Consider the following 20864-nt stretch of genomic DNA (forward strand, 5'->3'; position numbering starts at 1 on the left):
TGATTTATTAGAAATTTATAAAATTTTTGCATTATAATAAAACTATTGCCAGTTTTTGAAAAAACCTTTATTCTCTTCTTGTAATCAAAAATGAATATGGAGATGAAACATACTATGGGTCAACTAGGAGACGCCGATTACGTTCCCGACACCGCCTTTTTATCCTTCCCAGCAGCTAAAACATTTCACTTAGAATTTATCATACAGTTGGTTGTTATTTTCGTAGCTTCTATTTTGTATGCAATTTCTATGAATATGTTCTTTATCCCGCATAACATGATTAGCGGTGGATTCGCTGGAGTAGGGATGATTATCGGTTATTTAATGCACTACAATATCGGTGCACTTATCTTTTTACTAAACATTCCTCTTCTTATTTTAAGTCACTTTTACTTAGGCAAGAAGACAACCTTTTTAACAGCGTACTTTGTAGCTGTATCATCGTTAGCGATGAACATTATCCCTGTACACCAAGTTTCAGACGATATTTTACTATCTTCTGTATTCGGCGGTGTAATCTGCGGAGCAGCCTCAGGAATCATATTCCGATTTGCTTCTTCAACAGGTGGTTTTGATGTTGTTGGATTGATTGTAGCGAAATATCGAGATGTTTCAATTGGAGCAATCATATTTGTATTCAACTTAATCTTACTTGTTGTAGCAGGATTTATTTTCGGATGGGATATTACACTTTATACGTTAATTAGTCGATTTGTAGTCAGCAAAGTGATCGATGCTGTGCATACGAAACATATTAAATTAACGATAATGACAATTACAGAAAAAGGCGAGGAAATAAAAAGCGCCCTACTACATCACGGCATACGTGGCGTGACAATGGTAGATGCTGTCGGCGGCTATACAAACCATAAGAAAAAAATGATTTACACTGTCGTGACTCGCTATGAGTTAGGCGAAATGAAACGCATTATCCGTCAAGTGGATAATAAAGCATTTATGAACATTACTGAAACAGTTGAAATTGTCGGCCGTTTCAAACGCATATAAAAAAGGTCAATACATGAAAGGGCATCACATATTATATGTGATGCCCTTTGTTATTCAACTCACGCACCTTTTAGCATAATACAATCACTACGTTTATTACTACAAATCGGAGGATAGCATTCCATATACAATACTGTCTGTCCATTCATCTTTATTCCAGAAATCTTGTATGAAATGTGCTTCCTTTCTCATGCCTATTCGTTCACACAATTTTTGTGAAGCTGTATTTCGTGCATCAAGATTAGCTTGTATACGGTGTACATTACATTCATGAAATAATTTAAATACCAAACGACTTACTGCTTCTGTTGCCAAACCTCTCCCAGTTACTTCATTTGAAAAACTATAACCAATCTCAACAGTGTCTTTCATATTTGTGTACCATACGGATAAATCACCAACTACCTTAGTTTTGTATATAACCGCCAAACTTAATATTGAGTCTTTAGTAAGTGCATTGTTTGCTAGCTTCTTATTAAATCTTTCCTGCATGTCTTCATAAGTCCACTTATTATGTAATAGGAACTTACATGTATCCTCACTATTATAAATAGCAAATACATCCTGTAAATCAGTACTCTTAAAAGGTCTAATTATTAATCTTTCTGTTGTGAACTCCAAGTTAGCTCTCCTCCCTTACATTACATGCATGCCATAAAACATTTTTTATCATATTTAAGTCTACTTAGATCTCACCTTGATTACATATTTCATCAAAATAAATGAAACTCCTTCTTCTACTAAACCGCACCGTTAATGGTATTTCCTTGCGTTTTTTATTTTTTACACTTATTACAAAATCAGATAATTCTATTATTATGTCTCTAAATGTGTTATAATGAAAACAGACTCACAAAAAAAGAGTATATAGACTTGGAAGTTTCTCATATTTTACAAACAAAAAGAAACGAGCAGTCAGGTATATTTCAGACACCATACACGTAACGGTTTAAATAACCGATCATCTTAGTTACTCTTCAATGATCTTTTTATAAAAAGATACGTACAATTAAAACTCACTTCAATATACTATACCTACCTTTTTGACTTCCAAATCATCTTATTACATAAGGAGATGAACATATGAATCAATATATACGATATACAATAGCTGTCCTGTTTGCTATTATCGGCGGAACAATCTGCTTCTGGACAAACACTCAGCTTGGAGAGAATATCATTTTTAATGGAATCGAAACACTTGTAAGCGCTTCAATTTTAGGTGGATACATTTTCTTCCTCTTTAATCCAGAAGAAAATGCGCAAAAAACAATGTTATTAACAATGATCGGAATTGTCGGCGGATGTATTTCCTACTCAATGACTAACTATACATTACCACTTCAATTAAGCTCAGCTTTCTTCCACGGTCTATGGACTTGGTTCATTGCCTTCTGTCTAGCAGATGTATTCAACCTATTACAAGACAACGAAGAAGAAAACGGTCGCCAAATTGAAAGTAACTCGTAAGCTGGAAGAGATTCTTCCAGCTTTTTTTATGTTGGTTTGCAGACCCCGTCACCATAATAAAAAGAAGCTACTCTACAGCAACTCCTTCCCTATATACCCCATCTGGTAATCGCCGGAATATATCAGCGATTTTTCAAATATATCGACGATTTCTCCACTTATATCAGCGATTTTTTCATTATATCGACGATTCGACACAGGATATCGACTTACCGACATCTTTCGACACTAAAGACGCTCAACATACCCTATCCCCCAAGCAATTTACTGCCGAACTCTACGATTAAAAAGATAATTAATAAGATCGCGAGTATTTTTAATGCTACATATGCCACTTTAAAAACAACATAAATGAGCAAGACGATTAAAATAATCGTTAAAATTTCCATCTAGAATTCCTCCAAGCTTTGCTCTTCTTATCTTATTTTACTCGCCCCACACTTTTTATGGAACGGCATAAGAAGACATAGAAAAAAGAGGTTACCTCACCCATCGTAAGATACCCTCTTCTTTAGCTGCTCAAACCATTCTCTCTCTAATTGTAAATATCCCATTCCACTCTTCTCAGCGCTCTTCAATTCTTTATCAGCTTTCCTCATATAAATGTGTGACGCTTCCATATCGCCCTCTAAATATTTAATAATTCCTTGTGTGCGATAATATCCGTTTAGGTCCATTTTTGTAATAGCCTTCCCATGTTCCCTCGCTTCTTCTAAAGAAAGACTATCCATCTCATAAAGGGCTTTATATAAAAGGTACCAACTATGAAAACTACTAACGAAAAACTTATTTTCTTTCGTTACAGGTAGTTGAACAATTTGTTTTATATACGGTACGGCTCTTTCCATTCCCTCTTGATCCGCACGAGCCAAAAAGACGAGCATAAGTCTACTCATTATCTCTCTTATCCCTTTATTCTCTTTTATTTTTTCCTCACTCAGTTCTACCAATCTTTCATCCCAATCTCTCGGTCTTTTATAACTAAATAACTCACTCGATATTTGAATCTCATATAAATGATTTCTAGCTCTTTCATCATCTTTAATTAAAATAAGAAATTGCATCCCATCACTCATAAGCGTTCCTTTTATCGGCACAATTGTAACCGCAAAGATTGCAAAATGGAAAAAGGAAAAATATAAAAGATATTGATAATAACTCACCATATATATATAACCTGAAGTAATACCAAATAGTAAACTCGTAATCGGTCCACCTAAAGTAAGCCATGCCCACTTTTTCGAAAGGTTCGGTGTCTCTATAGAAGGTGGTACTAGTGTTGCAACGCCTCCAAAGTACGCCCATAATTTATTTTCTCGAATGCGTACTTTCCCCTTCTCTTTTTGAACAGTAATGGGTCCTACTGTCATAAATTTAAAATTCAAACCACCTATTACACCGAATGCTACATGCCCTAGCTCATGAATGGCTAATACTAACAATGAAATTCCAACTATTGCCCATAGATTCAAAATTACTTCTAATTTCCCAGTTCGGATTACTCCGTATAAAATGGACAAAACTAACGCCGCCGTCATAGTACCAGCTGGCCTTCTTAAAATATCCACCTTTTTCTCCCCTTAATAAATCATTTTTCTATGCATTTCGTACATATATGTTCCAACATGTAAAACCCAAACGAACGAAATCATAATGACCATAAAATAATCTTTCCCATCTAAAAGTACATACGCAATTGCCACTAACCATGCACAGGCAAGTGTCATATTTGTATATTGATATGCCTTATATCCCGCCTCATGAACAATTTGTTTTTGTCCTTCATCTGCATTCTTTGCCCACATTTCCATTGACTGAGAATACGTAACACTCTGTTCTGGATATAAAGCGTTATACCTTTTCCTCATTACAGACCCTAACCAAGTTATAGCAATAAAGCACACTGTAGATACCACAATACTTACACTAACAAAGAGCAAGCTCCCTTCTTTTGTATACGTTCTATAAAACGCAATAACTGAGCAAACAAACCATGATGGAATAATAATTTCCATTACTCGAAAATAAATAAGCACTATCCCTAACCTTCGTCCCTTAACATTTTCTTCTTCATCTTTCGTTTGTGCGAGTACTCTTGTACGCTTCCAAATATAATATATAGCTATTACGCCAAATAAACTCATCATGCCAATGCTAATAACAGGGGATATTTTACTAGTTCCCTCTGTTGCACTATCCCCTACTACATACCCTATGAACCCGCCACATATCACTCCTGCTAACAGCTTCAGTATAGCCAACATTTTCCCCTTTACTTTACCCTTCACCATCATCTTCCCCCTCCACTAACGTAAATATTTCCTCCACCGGTACATTGAAAATTTGTGCGATTTTTAACGACAATACGATAGATGGTGCATAATCCCCGCGCTCAATTAAACTAATCGTTTGCCGCGATGATCCAATCGCTTTCCCCAAATCCCCTTGTGATAAACGATGCTTTGCTCGCAATTCCCTCACTCGATTTTGAAGCTTCATATCTTCCCTCTTTTTCATTTATTTAATTAAAATTGTAAATAATATCCTTATTTTTGTCAATTATAATTGTCATTTTGACGTTAATAATTGACAATATAATCTATAAATTTTTAAACAGGTAAACAAAAACTTATTAAAATAAAAAAGGCAGTGCATCTGCACTGCCTTCCTAAATTCTGACATAGAATGGATTCCATATTAACTTGCGTTTTGTAATAATGCTCGTTTTAACTGTTTACGGAAACGAACTCCTAACGTAATTGCTACAATCGCAATCACTCCAAAAATAATTTTACCGATATGACCTTCTAGCGCTCCAAAAATATCATGTAAATTGCCACCTAGCCAGTAACCACCGATTAAGAAGAATGATACCCAAAATAGAGCACCTGAGTAAATTGTAATTGCAAAACGGCGGAACGGTAAGTTAATAATTCCCGCAAAGTATCCTGTAAAGTGACGTACACCAGGAATAAAGAAACCGATAAAAATCAAGAAGTATCCATACTTATCAAACCACATTCTTGTTAAGTCGATTTTTCTTTGTGTTAAAAATACGTATTTCCCATACTTTTGAACAAAGGGCATTCCTAATTTATTTCCTAAAAAGTATTGGATCGTCATTCCTACACTTGTCCCAATGAAGGATAGGATAATTAAAATCGGTAAACTTAAATCACCCTTATGTGCTAAAAATCCCGCATATGCTAACGTTGGCTCTCCCGGAAACGGAAGTGCAATATATTCTAACAGCAAACCAACAAGTACAACATAGTACCCGTATTGCTGAAATAATTCATGAATCCATTCCATGTCATCTCTCCTTTCAATCACGTGCAACTTCTTACTAATATTGTATAAAAAAATTGTCGAAATAACTATCACAATAGCTTACATTTTTATTACATTTTTGTAAGGCTCTCACTAAACTTTTCCGTTCTTTATTTACTTTCATTTTCAGACAACTTAACAAGTATATAACGTGAGAAACCAAGGCCTTAATATGCATTTTTTATCCATTTTTTAACACTTGAAAATCGTTATATTTTGTTCTTAATAAAAAACCACTACAAACTCATACGAACTTCATATTAGCTTCATATACGTATTGTAAGATTATATCGGAATTTGTTTAAAAATTTAACTAATATATGACTAAACATTAATTTGAATAAATATTAATCGCTTTTCGAAATTGAAAAAAGGGTGAATACGAAATGGAAGCTTATAAGATGCACGATTTTATTAATACAAATGTTGAATCTCACCAAAATGAAACCGTTTTTAATTTACACATATGTGAAACAAATGAATTTGACGTAAGTTTAACAAAGTCTACAACACTGTCTTTTATCGTTTCAAAAAAGAACATTAAGATTGTTACGAAAAAATGGATTAATTCAAATCAAGAAAGCATGATTGGCAAAAGCTACATCATTCCAACGAAAGCTTTTCACTACTTCTTACCAATTATTTCTGAAACGGAAGATGAATTAAATATTCAAGTTCAAAGTTTTGGACTACATGGCGAACTTTTATTAAATGAAAGATTACTTATTGATAAAAACAACAAACACAATGCCAAAATTACTACTTTCTTTGAAACATTAGATGAAAATGTAAATAAAGTATTACGAGGATTGCAAATTCATTGTATGTAAGACTATTACAATAGTAAAAAGGAGAATATAATGAAAAAACTATTATTAGGCGCACTATTATCATTAGGATTTTTAACTATTCCATTCACAAATGCTGAGGCAGCTACAACGAAAGATCAACTGATTGTAAACACACAGTTAAATAAAATGGATTATTATCAAAACGGAAAATTCATAAAAAGTTTTACTGTCGCTACTGGAAAAGCATCTACTCCTACACCTAAAGGTACTTTCCAAATCGTAAATAAAATTAAAAATCGTCCTTATTACACAGGCAAAATTAAAGGCGGCGATCCACGTAATCCGCTTGGTGACCGTTGGCTCGGACTAAACATGGCAGGAACTTACGGAACAACTTATGCGATTCATGGTACGAACAATAATCAGGCAATTGGTAAGTGGACAACACTAGGTTGTATTCGTATGTATAACAATGATATACACTGGTTATTTGAGCGTATTCCCCAGCAAGCTACTGTCACTGTAAAATAACCTCAAAGCGCGATTTACGTGTAGCCAAGAATTTTATGTCTTGGCTTATTTTATTTCTTCATTTACAGTAGCAAAACAACTGTATTTACATATATAATAGGAATAGATTGTGTTAGGTAACATCCAAACATTGATAAACATGGATATTAAAATTATACAGTTATAATATTTTATAAATTTTACAATACATACTATAATAGAATTACTGTAATTCTTAAATATTCAGTTTCACTAAACAACTCCCCTTGCTACTTTCATGATTATTTTATGGCGGGGGCTTATTATATGTATAAACAATCTGAGTCATCGAAAAAATGATGAATTCGAATATTGCAGTAAAAAGCGTTATTTAGGAGGTGTTACTATGACGCATATACTGGTGATTGAAGACAACCCAGATATACAAGAACTAATTCGTGAATTTCTAATGGCACAAAACTTTACTGTTGATGTCGTTGGTGCTGGAACAGAAGGTATACTTCTTTTCCAAAAAAATTCATACGATCTTGTCCTCCTTGATGTGATGTTACCAGATATAGATGGCTATAGTATTTGTAAAATTATGCGAGGACAATCTGATGTACCAATCATTATGTTAACAGGCTTACATAATGAAGAAAGTGAAATTAAAGGATTTGAATTAGGTATTGATGACTATATTACGAAACCGTTCCATTACACCGTATTTATTAAACGTGTAGAAGCTGTATTAAGAAGGGCAGCAACGAAGGAAGCCGAAGCTGCGACTATACTACAATTCCATGAATTGATGTTAAATTCTACAGCATACGCCGCTTATGTTCATGGTAATCAAATTGAATTGACAACAAAAGAATTTGAAATTATTTATACTTTACTGCAAAATCGAGGAAAAGTATTATCAAGAAGTGATTTGTTGAATAAGGTATGGGGCTATGAACATTATGGTGATGTAAGAGTTATAGATACACATATTAAAAACTTACGAAAAAAATTAGGAATTCCTTATATTAAAACGGTGAAAGGCATTGGCTACAAAATCGAGTCGTAGCAAAGACAACATCACCAAAAATATTTTCATCAAAACCTTATTATTTTGTATTCTTTTATCACTTTGTCTTTATCAAGTTATTTACTTCTTAGCTTCAAACTACGATAAAGAACGTTTTGCGAAAGAAAATGGAACGCATACTACAGAACAAGCGGATTCAGATAAACAAAACGATCAAAGTAAAACGAATCAAAATAAAGCTGTATCACAGGGGGACATGTTTAATTTCCAATCTGCTATTATAGATTATAATTCTCTCTCTACAGCTATCAATCACCTTTTGCAGCCTAGCCAAACTGCAAAAGCAAAAGAACATGCTCAAAATATTTCGGGGGAAAATAGCGCTTCTGCTCCATCTACAGAAATGGAAAAGCAAGTCGCTACTAATGATGCCTTACATAAACAAAATGCAGCAAGTAAAGCAAATGATGCACAAGATAATCCAAAATTAACAGATGTCCTGCAGCAATTAGCTCCACATATTGGCGCAACAATGCTTGCACTCTCTCTGCTCGGATCTTTAATTTATGCAAAACTAATTGCTAAACCTTTTCAATATATGAGTGATGCTTTAAAAGATATTATGAATCTTGATTTCTCAGATAAAAAGCTACTCAACAAAAATACGGATCAAACAGATTTTAATTTACAAGTAGCTGCTTCACAAATACCAAATATAGTGAAGAATTTACATGCAAGCAATCAAGATTTAAGAAATGAACTCAAAAAGGAACAACAATTAGAACAATCTCGTAAAGAATTTATGTCTATGGTTTCCCATGAATTAAAAACACCAATCGCAGCCGTTATGGGACAACTAGATGGCATGATTCACGGAATTGGAGCTTATAAAGATAGAGATAAATATTTAAAACGTTCCTATGAAATGATGCAAGACATTAACATATTAACGGAAAAAATGTCGGAATTATCCAAAATACAAAACCCTCAATTTAAACCTGATTTAAAAGTTATCTCATTAACTAATATTATTGAGGATGTTATGAAGAAAGTAGATTATTTCGTATCTGTAAAGCAGTTAAATGTTCAATCTAACATTAAACAAGATGTACAAGTTTTAGCTGATCCTAAATTTATTCAAACTGCCATTTTTAACATTATTTCAAATGCAATTCATTATACAATTGACCATCAGCATGTATATATAAAGCTTTATGAAAAGCCAAACGGTTACGCATTAGAAGTATTAAATACAGGTTCACAAATAGATGAGGATAAACTTGCTCATTTATTTGAGCCATTCTATCGCGCAAACCCTGACAAACACGGCTTAGTACAAGGTAGTGGTCTTGGGTTATACATTGTAAAACAAATACTAGATAAACATCAATTTCCTTATGGTATACAAAACACGCCTCAAGGTGTAAAATGTTCTATTGTATTCCCAAAAGCAATGTAAAAACCTACTACAATTTCATATCCCAAATTCATACTTCGTATGAGTGGCGGAATTTTGTAGAGTATATGACTCTGTTTCGTTCGCCCGTTATCCTATTTGGATAGCGGGCGTTTTTTATTATGTAAAAGGAGGATTTTCATGGAGAAATTTAAGTATTCATTACTCGTTTTATTCGGAGCTTGTAGCTACGGCGTACTTTCAACTATTTTCAAACTCGGATTCATTAATGGATTTTCAGCACATCAACTATTAGGAGGACAATATGTCTTCGGATGGATTGGTCTTCTTCTGCTCGTTCTTTTCGTTTCACGTCATAAAGTAACAAAAAAGCAATTCTTTTCCTTACTAACAGTTGGCACAACGATGAGTATGACCGGTATCTTCTACGCTATTTCTGTAGAAGAACTACCAGCATCTATCGCTGTCGTTCTACTTTTCCAGTTCACATGGATTGGTGTCGTTATTGAAGCAATTGCAAACCGAACATTTCCAAGCCGTGAGAAAGTTATATCTATCATTATTTTATTTGCTGGAACATTGTTTGCAGGCGGTGTCTTTGAAGGTCTCGGACAAAACTTTTCCACGAAAGGTATGATCTTTGGTCTATTAGCCGCTGTCTCTTTTTCATTCTATGTTTTCGCCAGTGGGCGTGTTGCTACAGAAGTTCCGCCTTATACGAAAAGCTTTCTTATGACAACAAGCGCTACGCTTATCGTATGCCTATTCTTCCCGCCAACCTTTTTAACAGATGGTGCCCTGCAAGCTGGCCTATGGAAATATGCTTTCTTCCTCGGATTATTCGGCGTTGTCGTACCTGTCATTTGTTTTTCGATTGGCGTACCGAAAGTAGGAACAGGACTTGGTACAATACTAGGTGCAGCTGAATTACCAACAGCCATTATTGCTTCTATTACACTTGTACATGAAGTCGTAACGTTCATGCAGTGGATTGGGATTATCGTTATATTACTTGGGATTTTCACTCCTCAACTTCTTACAGCTAGGAAAGAAAAAAAACGTAATCGCGTGTATAGTGCTTAAAAATATTAACTTGCTTATAAATGGAAATAAAGTTACAATGTGGTATAATTTCAAATCTATTTGGAGGTATAAATGACTATTTTAAGCGTAGCCTTTTTTGCCATTATGTGTATCTTCTTCCTAATAAGATATATGAAAGAAAAGAAATTTTACGATGTGCTCGTCATTCCTATTTGCATATATTCTGGAGCAGTCAAAACCCCTTTGGTGGAGTACTTAAACTTTAATACCACATTCAAAATAACATATGATATTGCAGCTATTATTCTCGTAATCCTTGCCGTGCTTTTCTTCTTAAAGGATAAGAAAGAGAATCCTACTGCATAACAAAAGACCTTTCATTTACTTGAAAGGTCTTTTTCTCTATCTCACTTTATTGCTCCATATAGCTTTTCTAACTCACGCTCAATTTGTTTTACATCAATCCGTTCAAATAGTGGTTGCACGCTATCAATTCTACTTGGCAACGTATGTTGAGGCTCCCAATTTCGGTTCACAATCGATAATGTGTTTCTAATTCTTTCACTTGAAAATGGTAAAAACGGTTCAAGGAGATTTGCAAAATTAGCGATTAGATAAACACAATTATAAATCGTTTCTTCGCATGAAACTGGATCATCCTCCCTTTGTTTCCAAGGCTGCCTCTCATCAAAGTATTTATTTGCAAAACGTACTGCATCAAATATTGATTCTAGCGCTACCTTAAATTTAGTTTGCTCAATCGCCTCTCCTACATGTTTATATAATCCTTCTACTTTATCTTTCAGCTCTACATCAATACTTCCTTTCGGCACGATACCACCATAATATTTTTCAATAAACTTTAATGCCCGGTTCACAAAGTTCCCGTATGCACCTAATAATTCACTATTATGACTGTAAATAAATTCTCGCCACGAAAAATCAGTATCGCGATTTTCTGGTGCGTTGACGGTTAAAAAGTAACGAATAGAATCTGGATCATAGCGTTCTAATATGTCAGGCACCCATACCGCCCAGTTTTTACTTGTAGATAATTTTCTTTTTTCCACTGTTAAATATTCATTTGAAACGATATGACGAGGAATTGCCCCTTCTCCTATTCCAAGCAATACCGCTGGCCAAATGACGGAATGAAATGGAATATTATCCTTTCCGTGTACATAATATGTTTTCGCTTCGCTATCCCAAAACTCTTGATCATCTTCCCCTGTTTTTTCAGCCCAATGTTTACTCGCTGAATAATAGCCTGTCACTGCTTCAATCCATACGTAAATTTTCTTATCTTCATACCCTTCTACTGGAATTGGTACCCCAATTGGTAAATCACGTGATACAGCCCTATCTAGTAATCCTTCCTTTACATATCTCTCTGTTAGTTGAATCGCATTGTCGCGCCATGTTCCTGTTTGTTTGGCGTTTTCTACAGCCGTTTTGATTTGCTCCTGAAATGTATGCAATGCAAAATAGAAATGCTCTGTTTCCTGTACGGATGGTGTACTACCACATAACTTACATTTCTTTTCTAACAAATCGAGTGGATCTAAAATAGCTGAACACGCATCGCATTGATCTCCTCTTGCTGCTTCATGGCAATGCGGACATATCCCTTCTACATAACGATCAGGTAAAAATTGTGTACACGTTTCGCAATATGCTTGTTCCACTGTTTTTTTATAAATATGTCCCTCTTCTAATAAACGTAAAAAAACATTTTGAACCGTTTCATGATGGTGCTCACTATCTGTACGTGTATAGCAATCATACGTAAAACCAAGGCTACGAAAACATCGCTGGAACTCTTCATGATACTTATTAGCAATTTCCTTCGCCGTCACACCTTCTTGTTTTGCCCGAATTGCAATTGGTGTTCCATTACAATCACTTCCCGAAACATACAACACATTCTCACCTTTTGCCCGATAATAACGTGCTAAAATATCTCCAGGTAACAAACTCGCAATATGTCCAAGATGTAACGAACCATTTGCATACGGCCAAGCGCCTCCAATAAAAATACTCATCTTACATTCCTCCTTTAAAATATAAAAAGCCCCGCCCTTATCTAAAAAAAGATAAGGGCGGGGCTGTATAAACAGTCGCGGTACCACCTTATTTCGCCAATTACTCACATAATTAGCCTTAACAAGTACGGAGCTATATGCTCTTATACTGTGGTTTTGATAACGAGTACCAACTCTCGTCGTCGCCTACTATTATCATTTGATAAGTTCAGGACGAAGCTCAAAGGCCATTGTTCAAATGAATATTCTTGCTTCTTCTCAGCTACCGAAGCTCTCTGGAAAGAATGTGTTCATCCTACTTTTCCTTTTCAACGCTTTTACGTATAACACGTATTTTACGACTTAATAACAGAAAAATCAAACTTTTATCTAGAAAGAAAAGGAAATTCCATCCCCCTGCCGAATACCTATACGTTCACAAAAGGAGTGATACGATTGAATCAAAAACAACTAAGCACACGTAATGAAAAAAGCTGGAATGCAGCTGCTTATGAAGCTTGGACGAATCGTCACGGGGCACCAGCTGATTATGCGAAAAAAATCATAGAAGACCCTATGCGTGAGGTAGATCACTATTTACCTTACATACAATCTCCGAAAGGAAAACGTATTATTAATTTACTCGGGTCAAAAGGAAATAAAGCTGTTGCTCTCGCTCTTTTAGGAGCTGACGTAACAGTTGTTGATATTTCAGCAAGTAATGCAAAATATGCAAATGAACTTGCGGACGCAGCCGGTGTCTCTATCGAATATGTCGTTTCTGATGTATTACATGTGCAGCTCTCCGAATCATTTGATATCGTATTGCTGGAACTCGGTGTACTCCATTATTTTTTAGATTTAAAACCGCTCTTTCAAAAAATTGCTACTTTACTTAAAGAAGATGGAATGCTAATCCTTCGTGACTATCACCCTGTTTATACTAAATTATTAGGAGTCGACCACCCATCATTTCGAGCAAATGGAAATTATTTTGATGAAGAATTGATTGAAGATGATGTTGCTTATAGCATCCTTCTTACAGAAGCGCAGAAAGAATCGTTACCTAAAACAACCATCCGTCGCTGGACGCTAGGAGAAATCATTACAACACTTGCAGAAGAACATTTTAAAATTGAAAAACTAGTTGAAGAACACGGGCCTCATCAAAGATGGGTCTTCCCTTCTACTGCACCGGAAGGAATGGAAGAGCGTGTACCGGGTCTCTATACATTAATTGCGACAGCATGCAAAAAAGGATCCCTTCACGGATAGGATCCTTTTTGCATGCTCACGCATATAAGTTGAGGTTGGAGATTACCATAATTCTGTAGAATAGGACACAAGATATTTCAACATTTCGTCTCTGACTTACGTCGTCAAAAAGGGGTATGACCAACATAACGAAGAGTAATGTCTTAGTTGATACTGATAATCGTTATCAACTAATTAGAAGTATACATGATGTTATTTCAAATTACAATAGCATTTCTCATTTTTATTGATGAATTTTTTGATATACAAATGTATACATTTTAAGAACATTTACTCATATCAATCTGCCATATTCCATTATCTGCTATAATTTTTATTGAACAGATTAATAACTTCATAATGATGTTTTTATTAATTCTGCTCTAAATATTTATAAATTATAATAAACAGTTTTTAAAAGGCAGGGGTAACGATGAAATATGTTAGTATTCGAAAAAAACTACTGTTCACACTCTTAAGCATTTCTTCTTTATTTAGCATTGCTCTTATTGTTATTCTTTCATTCGCTATAAGCCAAGCGAGCGAAATTGAAACGTTAAAAAATGATGTTTCCAAAAGAGCAACCATTTTAAAAGAACGTGGCGATTGGTTCCAAGCACAAGTTGCTGGTTTACAAGAATATTTACTGTCACATGATCAAAAAGGATTGGATAAATTCAACCGAGAAGGAAAAAAACTAGCTGATACGAGAGAAAAAGTAACCAGTGATAAAAAACTTTCGGAAGGAATGAAAGAAGCCATTTTAATGGGAGGAAAATGGCGAAGCGTCATAGATAATGAAGTCCTCCCTCTCGCTCGCGAAGGAAAATGGGACGAAGCATCCAAAATCGCTTTAGCTCAAACCGATTATGTAAATGACCTTTTAAGTCGTTTTACGAAATATGCAAATGAAGAAAATGATAAGCGTGACGCATTAATTGCCGACGTGGAGTCTTCTTCATCGCTTATTCAATATATTATTTTCTTATCACTTATTGCATGTACAGTAACGTCTATTTTATTAGCATGGTGGTTCTCTGGTAAGCTCGTTAAACCGATACGACAAATTGATGAGAAATTAAAAGAATTAGCTTCGCAAGATGGTGATTTAACTGCTAGATTGCATGTAACGAGTAAAGATGAAATTGGTGATATCGCCAATTCCTTTAATCAAATGCTCACTAATTTACAACGTATAATAAAACAAGTGCAACAAACATCAACAAGTGTAAAAGAAGCATCTGAAAATGTGTTTATCGAAACAACTGCTTCTATGGAAAATACGGCCAAAACTGAAGAGACTATGAATGCTCTTGAGCATAATATTCGTTCACAAGTTTCCAGCATCGAAGAAAGTTCAACTGCAATGGACGATATGGCAACAAGTGTTCAACGTATTGCAGAATCCGCCTCTTCTGTTGCTAGCCTAGCTGTTACTACTTCAGAAAAAGCTGATAGTGGGAATAAAGTCATTGAGAAATCTATTACACAAATGCATACCATTAATGAAGCTGTGAACGCTACATCACAAGTAGTAGAACGACTCATTACACATACAAATCATATTGATACTGCACTTCAATCTATTTCTAATATCGCGGAACAAACGAATTTACTCGCTTTAAATGCTTCCATTGAAGCGGCTCGTGCTGGTGAACATGGAAAAGGCTTCGCTGTTGTTGCCGATGAAGTACGAAAGCTTGCTGAACAATCTCAGCTAGCAGCAACTGATATTAACCATTTACTTCATCAAATTCAAGCAGATACAAAAATAGCAAATGAAATGATGACGCAAGGTCAATCAGAGGCTTCTGAAGGCATTACAGTCATTCGTACTGCTGGATCTTCATTCTCAGAAATTGTTAACCACATTAACAAAGTTTCTACACAAATGCAGGAGGTGTCTGCAACTGCTGAAGAAATGGCCGCAAGTTCTGAAGAAATGAACGCAGCTTTAAATAACATCGCTTCTATTTCAAATGAGGTTGCCGCCGAAACATCACAAACAGCAACTTCAGCTGGTGACCAAGTAACCAAAATGAGTGTCGTTGCTAAAAAAGCATCTGAAATGAAAACGACTGTACAAGAACTTGAAGTTCTCGTTTCTCATTTTAAAACAAATGCTTAAGGTGAAAAAAGAGAGATTTACAATCTCTCTTTTTTCACTTTAAAATATCTCTTTCTATCTCTCATTCCGTCTGCTATAATTCCTAAAGGAAAGAAGAAAGCTTTATTCCAGACGGAGTAAAGCTTTCTTTCAATTTTTCACATTAATTAATTCTAATACTATGATTTCACAAAGGAGGATTTTATTATATGAGTTTTATTAGCATTCGAAAAAAACTAATGTTCATGATGGGAACGATTTGCGCTTTATTTGGAATCGCCTTAGCTTTTATTTTATTTTTTGCCATTGATCAATCTCGTCAAGCTGAAGCATTACAAAAAGAAATTTCTCCTCTAGCAACACAATTAAAAGAGCGCGGGGATGCTTATCAAGTACAGCTCTCTGCTTTAAGAGGTTATTTATTACAACATGATCAAGTTGAATTTGACAAATTTAACGAAATGAGTAAACTTCTTGAAGATAAGAAGGATGAGCTTCTTTCAAATCCTAATCTTTCTCAATCTGTGAAAAGTACAATGGAATCAGGATTGGCTTGGAGAAAATTTATTGAAGAAAAAGTTTTCCCTCTTGCAAAAGAACAAAAGTGGGAAGAGGCCCTGCAAGTAGCTTATGCAGAAAATGGTACTGTTTATAAAGTAATTGGTGACTTCACAAATTACAGTAATGAACAAGCTAAGTTACGTGATCAATCTATTAAAAAAATTGATCAATCTTCACTACAAATTGAATATGTTGTTTTCTTATCACTTGTTATTTGTATTATTGTAGCTATGATTCTTGCATGGTGGTTCTCAGGTAAACTTGTAAAACCAATTCAACAAATTGATAGTAAACTAAAAGAATTATCATCTCAAGAAGGTGACTTAACAGCCCGCCTACAAGTAAACAGTAATGATGAAATTGGTACGATCGCAACATCATTTAATAAAATGTTAGAAAACCTACAACATATCATTAATCGTGTTCAAAAAACATCTGTAGAAGTACAAAACGCTTCTGAAAACATGCTAGAAAAGACGAATATATCACGCGAGGCAACGATAAAAGTTCAAAGCACAATGTCCAACTTAAATGAGAGTATTCAATCACAAGCCGCTAGCATGGAAGAAAGCTCAACTGCAATGGACGATATGGCAGTAAGTGTTCAGCGCATTGCTGAATCTGCCACATCTGTAACTGAACTTGCTGTAGCTACATCTGAACAAGCTAACGATGGAAATACTGTTATTCAAAAATCCGTTTCACAAATGACAACGATACACGACGCTGTAAATGCTACGTCAGAAGTGGTCGAACGTCTAATCACCCACACGAAATATATTGATACAGCTGTACAATCTATTTCTAATATCGCGGAACAAACAAACTTACTTGCTTTAAATGCATCTATCGAAGCAGCTCGTGCTGGCGAACAAGGAAAAGGCTTCGCTGTCGTAGCTGACGAAGTTAGAAAACTTGCTGAACAATCTAAAACTGCTGCAACAGATATTAACCAATTACTACATCAAATTCAACAAGACACTGAAACTGCGAGCTCTATGATGTCACAAGGCCGTTCGGAAGCATCTGAAGGCATTCATGTCATTCGTGAAGCTGGCAATTCTTTCACAACAATTGTGGAGCAAGTAAATAAAGTATCTACTCAAATGCAAGACATCTCAGCAACTGCTGAAGAAATGGCTGCAAGTGCTGAAGAAATGAACGCTTCACTGAATAACATCGCTTCTATTTCGACTGAAGTATCTAGTGAAACAGCGGCAACAGCACAATCTGCTGAGAAAAAAGTCGTTACGATGAATGAGATGACACAAACAGCTAAACAAATGAAACAAACAGTTGAAGAATTAGATCAACTCGTATCTCATTTTAAAACTGAATAGCCATTCCAAAAATATTCCTCTTCCAAGAGGAATATTTTTTTGAGCTCATTTCCTGCACTTTATGTATATATCCGTTATAATGAGAATCGATATCATTAATATGTAGGGGGTGCTACACATGTCACAACAAGCATTTGAAGAAAAGTTATATGCAAACTTAGAAGCTGTTATTGACCCTGAACTCGGTGTTGATATTATTAATCTTGGATTAGTTTATGACGTTACAGCAGATGAAAATAATAATGCTGTCATTACGATGACTATGACTTCTATCGGTTGTCCAATGGCTGGGCAAATTGTATCAGACGTAAAAAAAGTATTATCAACGAACGTACCTGAAGTCAATGAAATAGAAGTAAATGTCGTATGGAATCCGCCCTGGTCTAAAGAACGTATGTCACGTATGGCGAAAATCGCATTAGGTATTCGCGACTAAATACAGAAAGACCTGACATCCTAGTCAGGTCTTTTTCTCTTATTATTTTACGCCTACTGCATCATAAGCTTTCGTTACAGCTTGTACAGCTTTAGAGTTTTTACCATATAAATCTTCAGCTGACTGAAGTGCTGCTTGGCGCATCATCTTAAAGTCAGAGTTTGCAGTTAAATATTTCGTAAGAGCACGGTAATAAATTTTTTCTGTCGCTTCACGGCCTACTCCTGTTACTTTCACGCCGTAATGCTCCCCGCCTTCAGATACTAAGTATGCAGCTTTATTGTTAATACTACTGTTAATATGAACGCCGCCGTTATCAGCTGTTCCAGTGTAGCGTTTATTATAATGATCTGGGTAACCTTCACCTGGTTTTAATGGATTTGGAATAGACGCTGGATCTTTCAGAGAACGAAGTGCATCACCAGGTTTTCCAGGTGTATAAATGTCAGCACCTAAATCCCAGCTCTTCTTCTCAACCATGACACCCATAATATCAGATAACGATTCATTTAACGCACCTGACTCATTTTTATAAACAAGATTTGCTGTATGTTCCGTTACAGCATGCGTTAATTCGTGACCGATAACATCTAGTCCAGCAGATAATGGAATAAATGTCGTACCATCGCCATCACCATACATCATTTGTACACCATTCCAAGCTGCGTTATTCCAGCTTTCTCCAACGTGAACAGTCGAAATAAGCTTCGCGCCTTTATCATCGAAAGAGTTACGATTAAATGTCTTTTTGTAGTAATCATATACTTTTCCTGCGTTTACATGCGCATCAACTGCAGCTTTATCTTCGAAGAACTTAGATTTACTTTCAACTTCTTCTCCTGTATATCCAAGCCATTGTGAGAATAAATTAAACAAGTTTTCATCCATATTTTCTGCATCAAACGTATGGATACCTTGTCCTCGTTTACCATCAAACAAGTTGAATTGTCCTGTTTTCTCATCTTGAGCAATTTCAAATGATTGTCTAGCTCCTAGTACTCCGTAACCAAATCCTGTAATGTGATCTACAGCATTATATTTCTCAATCACATTTCCATTCGTTGCATCAACAAAATAATGCCAATATCCTGGAGCTGGCTTTGAAATCGATGCTTTCACTAAATATGCAAGATAGTAATTTCCATCTTTTTCATACACAAATAAATCTTTTTTCACACCGTCATAATTCTTTACTTTACCCACTTCTTTTTCAATATCTGCCTTTGCAATTGTTTCTGCTTGCTCTGCACTAATCTTTGCAAACTCAGGAATATTTTTATCCTCTAAATTCGGAATAACTTGTCCGAAGAATGCTTTTACATTATTCTCTTTATCTAGTGTAACTGTTTGATCTGAACCGTACACAGGAATGTTATTATGTTTCTCAACTAGCTTCACGTGTGTTGTACCGGATTCAGCATCTTTTTCTTCCCCAACGACATTAAAGTGTTTATCAATATTTCCTGCTAATTTGAACATATCTTTCTTACTCTCTAAATATTGAAAGACCGTTTCTTTTTTATCTAGTCCTTCCGGTGCTTTCCATTCTTCACCTATGTATGCAGGCGTTTTAAATTCTTGATGGTATTGAATTTTTTGTTCTTCCGCTTTCGTTGTCGTTGCTCCAAATGTTCCAAATCCCCCGGCGATAACAGTTAACGCTAATGCTGATGAAATGACTTGCTTTTTCACTATAACATTCCCCATTCCCTAAAGATTTTTGACACTTTTATACAGTTCTTGGTTTTCAAGTGGATACCTTTACCTAAAATTTGAGAAAGTTTTTTCTGACAATTCTACTCAAAAAAAGAGGACATCCTATCGGACGTCCTCTTTTTTATAAACATTTTATTGCTTTTTCAATTCAATTGCTAAATAGTGTGATTGCTCTTTCGCTTCAATATGAATATCTTCTTCAATCGCTTCTGCTGCATCACGCATAACAAGTGTCTCACCATTGATTACACTACTACCTTCAATTTGTACAACATACAATTGACGGCCTTCTTTCACTGGAAAATGAATTTCTTTTCCTGCTTCTAACGATAAAGAATATAAATTCGCATCTTGATGAATTTGAATTGGTGCCCCGCCTTCTACTTGAGATACCATATGAAACCATTCATTTTCACGCTTGCTCCAATCAAATGTAAACTCACCATAGTTTGGCTTATGATCCTCACGGTCTGGTAAAATCCAAATTTGTAATAAACGTAATGTTTCATTTCCTAAATTATGCTCACTATGAAATACACCTGTGCCAGCACTCATATATTGAACATGTCCACGCTCAATTGTTCCGCGGTTCCCCATGCTATCTTCATGTGTTAAAGCACCGTCTACAACGTACGAAATGATTTCCATATCGCGGTGTGGATGCATATCAAAACCAGTTTGCGGTGCTACTAAGTCATCATTAATTACACGTAATGCACCAAAGTTCATGTTATTAGGATTATAATAATTGGCAAAGGAAAAATGAAAATGTGTATTTAACCAACCGTGATTTGCTCTTCCCATATTTTTATGATCAACTTTTCTAAACATACCGTTCACCTCATAT

General features: G+C 35.3%; 21 protein-coding genes and 1 other annotated feature. Of the genes, 12 read left to right on the plus strand and 9 right to left on the minus strand.

Translation table 11 applies throughout. From position 1 onward, the window contains the following. The first annotated feature begins 114 nt into the window (after positions 1 to 114). A complete protein-coding gene (locus tag ACTFR9_RS16560; protein ID WP_000530037.1) occupies positions 115 to 1008 on the plus strand; it encodes a YitT family protein in 894 nt (297 codons plus the stop codon). 99 nt (positions 1009 to 1107) lie between these two features. Here the strand turns inward: ACTFR9_RS16560 and ACTFR9_RS16565 are convergent, their stop codons facing one another. Then, positions 1108 to 1629 carry a GNAT family N-acetyltransferase gene (locus tag ACTFR9_RS16565; protein ID WP_000397311.1) on the minus strand — a complete coding sequence of 174 codons (522 nt, stop codon included), beginning with the start codon at positions 1627 to 1629 and terminating at the stop codon, positions 1108 to 1110. A 462-nt stretch (positions 1630 to 2091) separates the two neighbouring features. On the opposite strand from ACTFR9_RS16565, the gene ACTFR9_RS16570 reads away from it, so the two are divergent. Continuing rightward, a complete protein-coding gene (locus tag ACTFR9_RS16570) occupies positions 2092 to 2478 on the plus strand; it encodes a DUF3938 domain-containing protein (protein WP_001077770.1) in 387 nt (128 codons plus the stop codon). A 248-nt stretch (positions 2479 to 2726) separates the two neighbouring features. Here the strand turns inward: ACTFR9_RS16570 and ACTFR9_RS16575 are convergent, their stop codons facing one another. From ACTFR9_RS16575 to ACTFR9_RS16595, 5 genes are all read right to left on the minus strand, one after another. After that, positions 2727 to 2867, minus strand: a complete 141-nt coding sequence (locus ACTFR9_RS16575) for a DUF3985 family protein (RefSeq protein ID WP_000404784.1) — start codon at positions 2865 to 2867, stop codon at positions 2727 to 2729. Between the two features lie 96 nt (positions 2868 to 2963). After that, positions 2964 to 4016, minus strand: a complete 1053-nt coding sequence (locus ACTFR9_RS16580) for a hypothetical protein (protein ID WP_157829329.1) — start codon at positions 4014 to 4016, stop codon at positions 2964 to 2966. A gap of 42 nt (positions 4017 to 4058) precedes the next feature. After that, on the minus strand, positions 4059 to 4772 hold the full coding sequence (locus ACTFR9_RS16585) for a DUF3169 family protein (protein WP_002163474.1): 714 nt from the start codon (positions 4770 to 4772) through the stop codon (positions 4059 to 4061). Further along, entirely contained in the window at positions 4756 to 4977 is a 222-nt protein-coding gene (locus ACTFR9_RS16590) for a helix-turn-helix transcriptional regulator (RefSeq protein WP_000776167.1), read from the minus strand. The genes ACTFR9_RS16585 and ACTFR9_RS16590 overlap by 17 nt, the downstream gene beginning before the upstream one ends. 198 nt (positions 4978 to 5175) lie before the next feature. Then, complete coding sequence (locus ACTFR9_RS16595; RefSeq protein ID WP_000454757.1) at positions 5176 to 5790, minus strand: DedA family protein; 615 nt, start codon at positions 5788 to 5790, stop codon at positions 5176 to 5178. Between the two features lie 404 nt (positions 5791 to 6194). Between ACTFR9_RS16595 and ACTFR9_RS16600 the strand changes: the two genes are divergently transcribed. The 6 genes from ACTFR9_RS16600 (at position 6195) to ACTFR9_RS16625 (ending at position 10948) form a co-directional block, all read left to right on the plus strand. Beyond that, positions 6195 to 6638 carry a DUF3978 domain-containing protein gene (locus ACTFR9_RS16600; RefSeq protein ID WP_000388752.1) on the plus strand — a complete coding sequence of 148 codons (444 nt, stop codon included), beginning with the start codon at positions 6195 to 6197 and terminating at the stop codon, positions 6636 to 6638. A gap of 30 nt (positions 6639 to 6668) precedes the next feature. Next, entirely contained in the window at positions 6669 to 7130 is a 462-nt protein-coding gene (locus ACTFR9_RS16605; protein ID WP_000734937.1) for a L,D-transpeptidase, read from the plus strand. A gap of 364 nt (positions 7131 to 7494) precedes the next feature. Further along, positions 7495 to 8160: a response regulator transcription factor gene (locus ACTFR9_RS16610; RefSeq protein WP_000148833.1), complete on the plus strand. Its 666-nt coding sequence runs from the start codon at positions 7495 to 7497 to the stop codon at positions 8158 to 8160. After that, positions 8138 to 9580, plus strand: coding sequence for a sensor histidine kinase (locus ACTFR9_RS16615; protein WP_048557415.1), 1443 nt, complete (start codon positions 8138 to 8140; stop codon positions 9578 to 9580). The genes ACTFR9_RS16610 and ACTFR9_RS16615 overlap by 23 nt, the downstream gene beginning before the upstream one ends. Before the next feature lie 138 nt (positions 9581 to 9718). Beyond that, positions 9719 to 10621 (plus strand): EamA family transporter, encoded by a 903-nt coding sequence (locus ACTFR9_RS16620; protein ID WP_000410516.1) that lies wholly within the window; start codon positions 9719 to 9721, stop codon positions 10619 to 10621. A 72-nt stretch (positions 10622 to 10693) separates the two neighbouring features. After that, entirely contained in the window at positions 10694 to 10948 is a 255-nt protein-coding gene (locus ACTFR9_RS16625; RefSeq protein WP_000154156.1) for a hypothetical protein, read from the plus strand. Positions 10949 to 10989: 41 nt separating this feature from the next. Here ACTFR9_RS16625 and metG read toward each other — a convergent pair whose 3' ends face one another. Further along, complete coding sequence (metG, locus tag ACTFR9_RS16630; RefSeq protein WP_101218686.1) at positions 10990 to 12624, minus strand: methionine--tRNA ligase; 1635 nt, start codon at positions 12622 to 12624, stop codon at positions 10990 to 10992. A gap of 50 nt (positions 12625 to 12674) precedes the next feature. Then, positions 12675 to 12945 (minus strand) — a binding site (T-box leader). 114 nt (positions 12946 to 13059) lie between these two features. Between metG and ACTFR9_RS16635 the strand changes: the two genes are divergently transcribed. The 4 genes from ACTFR9_RS16635 to ACTFR9_RS16650 all read left to right on the plus strand — a co-directional run bounded on the left by ACTFR9_RS16635 (position 13060) and on the right by ACTFR9_RS16650 (position 18301). Continuing rightward, positions 13060 to 13878, plus strand: coding sequence for a class I SAM-dependent methyltransferase (locus ACTFR9_RS16635; protein ID WP_101218684.1), 819 nt, complete (start codon positions 13060 to 13062; stop codon positions 13876 to 13878). Positions 13879 to 14290: 412 nt separating this feature from the next. Beyond that, positions 14291 to 15985 (plus strand): methyl-accepting chemotaxis protein, encoded by a 1695-nt coding sequence (locus tag ACTFR9_RS16640; RefSeq protein ID WP_000878422.1) that lies wholly within the window; start codon positions 14291 to 14293, stop codon positions 15983 to 15985. 188 nt (positions 15986 to 16173) lie between these two features. Further along, positions 16174 to 17865, plus strand: a complete 1692-nt coding sequence (locus ACTFR9_RS16645; protein WP_000008428.1) for a methyl-accepting chemotaxis protein — start codon at positions 16174 to 16176, stop codon at positions 17863 to 17865. 118 nt (positions 17866 to 17983) lie between these two features. After that, positions 17984 to 18301: a metal-sulfur cluster assembly factor gene (locus ACTFR9_RS16650; RefSeq protein WP_000082521.1), complete on the plus strand. Its 318-nt coding sequence runs from the start codon at positions 17984 to 17986 to the stop codon at positions 18299 to 18301. Between the two features lie 42 nt (positions 18302 to 18343). Here ACTFR9_RS16650 and nprB read toward each other — a convergent pair whose 3' ends face one another. Together nprB and ACTFR9_RS16660 are read right to left on the minus strand one after the other, a co-directional pair. Next, positions 18344 to 19993 carry a neutral protease NprB gene (gene nprB / locus ACTFR9_RS16655; protein WP_139264481.1) on the minus strand — a complete coding sequence of 550 codons (1650 nt, stop codon included), beginning with the start codon at positions 19991 to 19993 and terminating at the stop codon, positions 18344 to 18346. A gap of 156 nt (positions 19994 to 20149) precedes the next feature. Then, positions 20150 to 20848: a pirin family protein gene (locus ACTFR9_RS16660; protein ID WP_000488945.1), complete on the minus strand. Its 699-nt coding sequence runs from the start codon at positions 20846 to 20848 to the stop codon at positions 20150 to 20152. Positions 20849 to 20864: the final 16 nt, after the last annotated feature.

Source organism: Bacillus cereus group sp. MYBK222-1 (assembly GCF_051916425.1).
GTDB lineage: Bacteria > Bacillota > Bacilli > Bacillales > Bacillaceae_G > Bacillus_A > Bacillus_A paranthracis.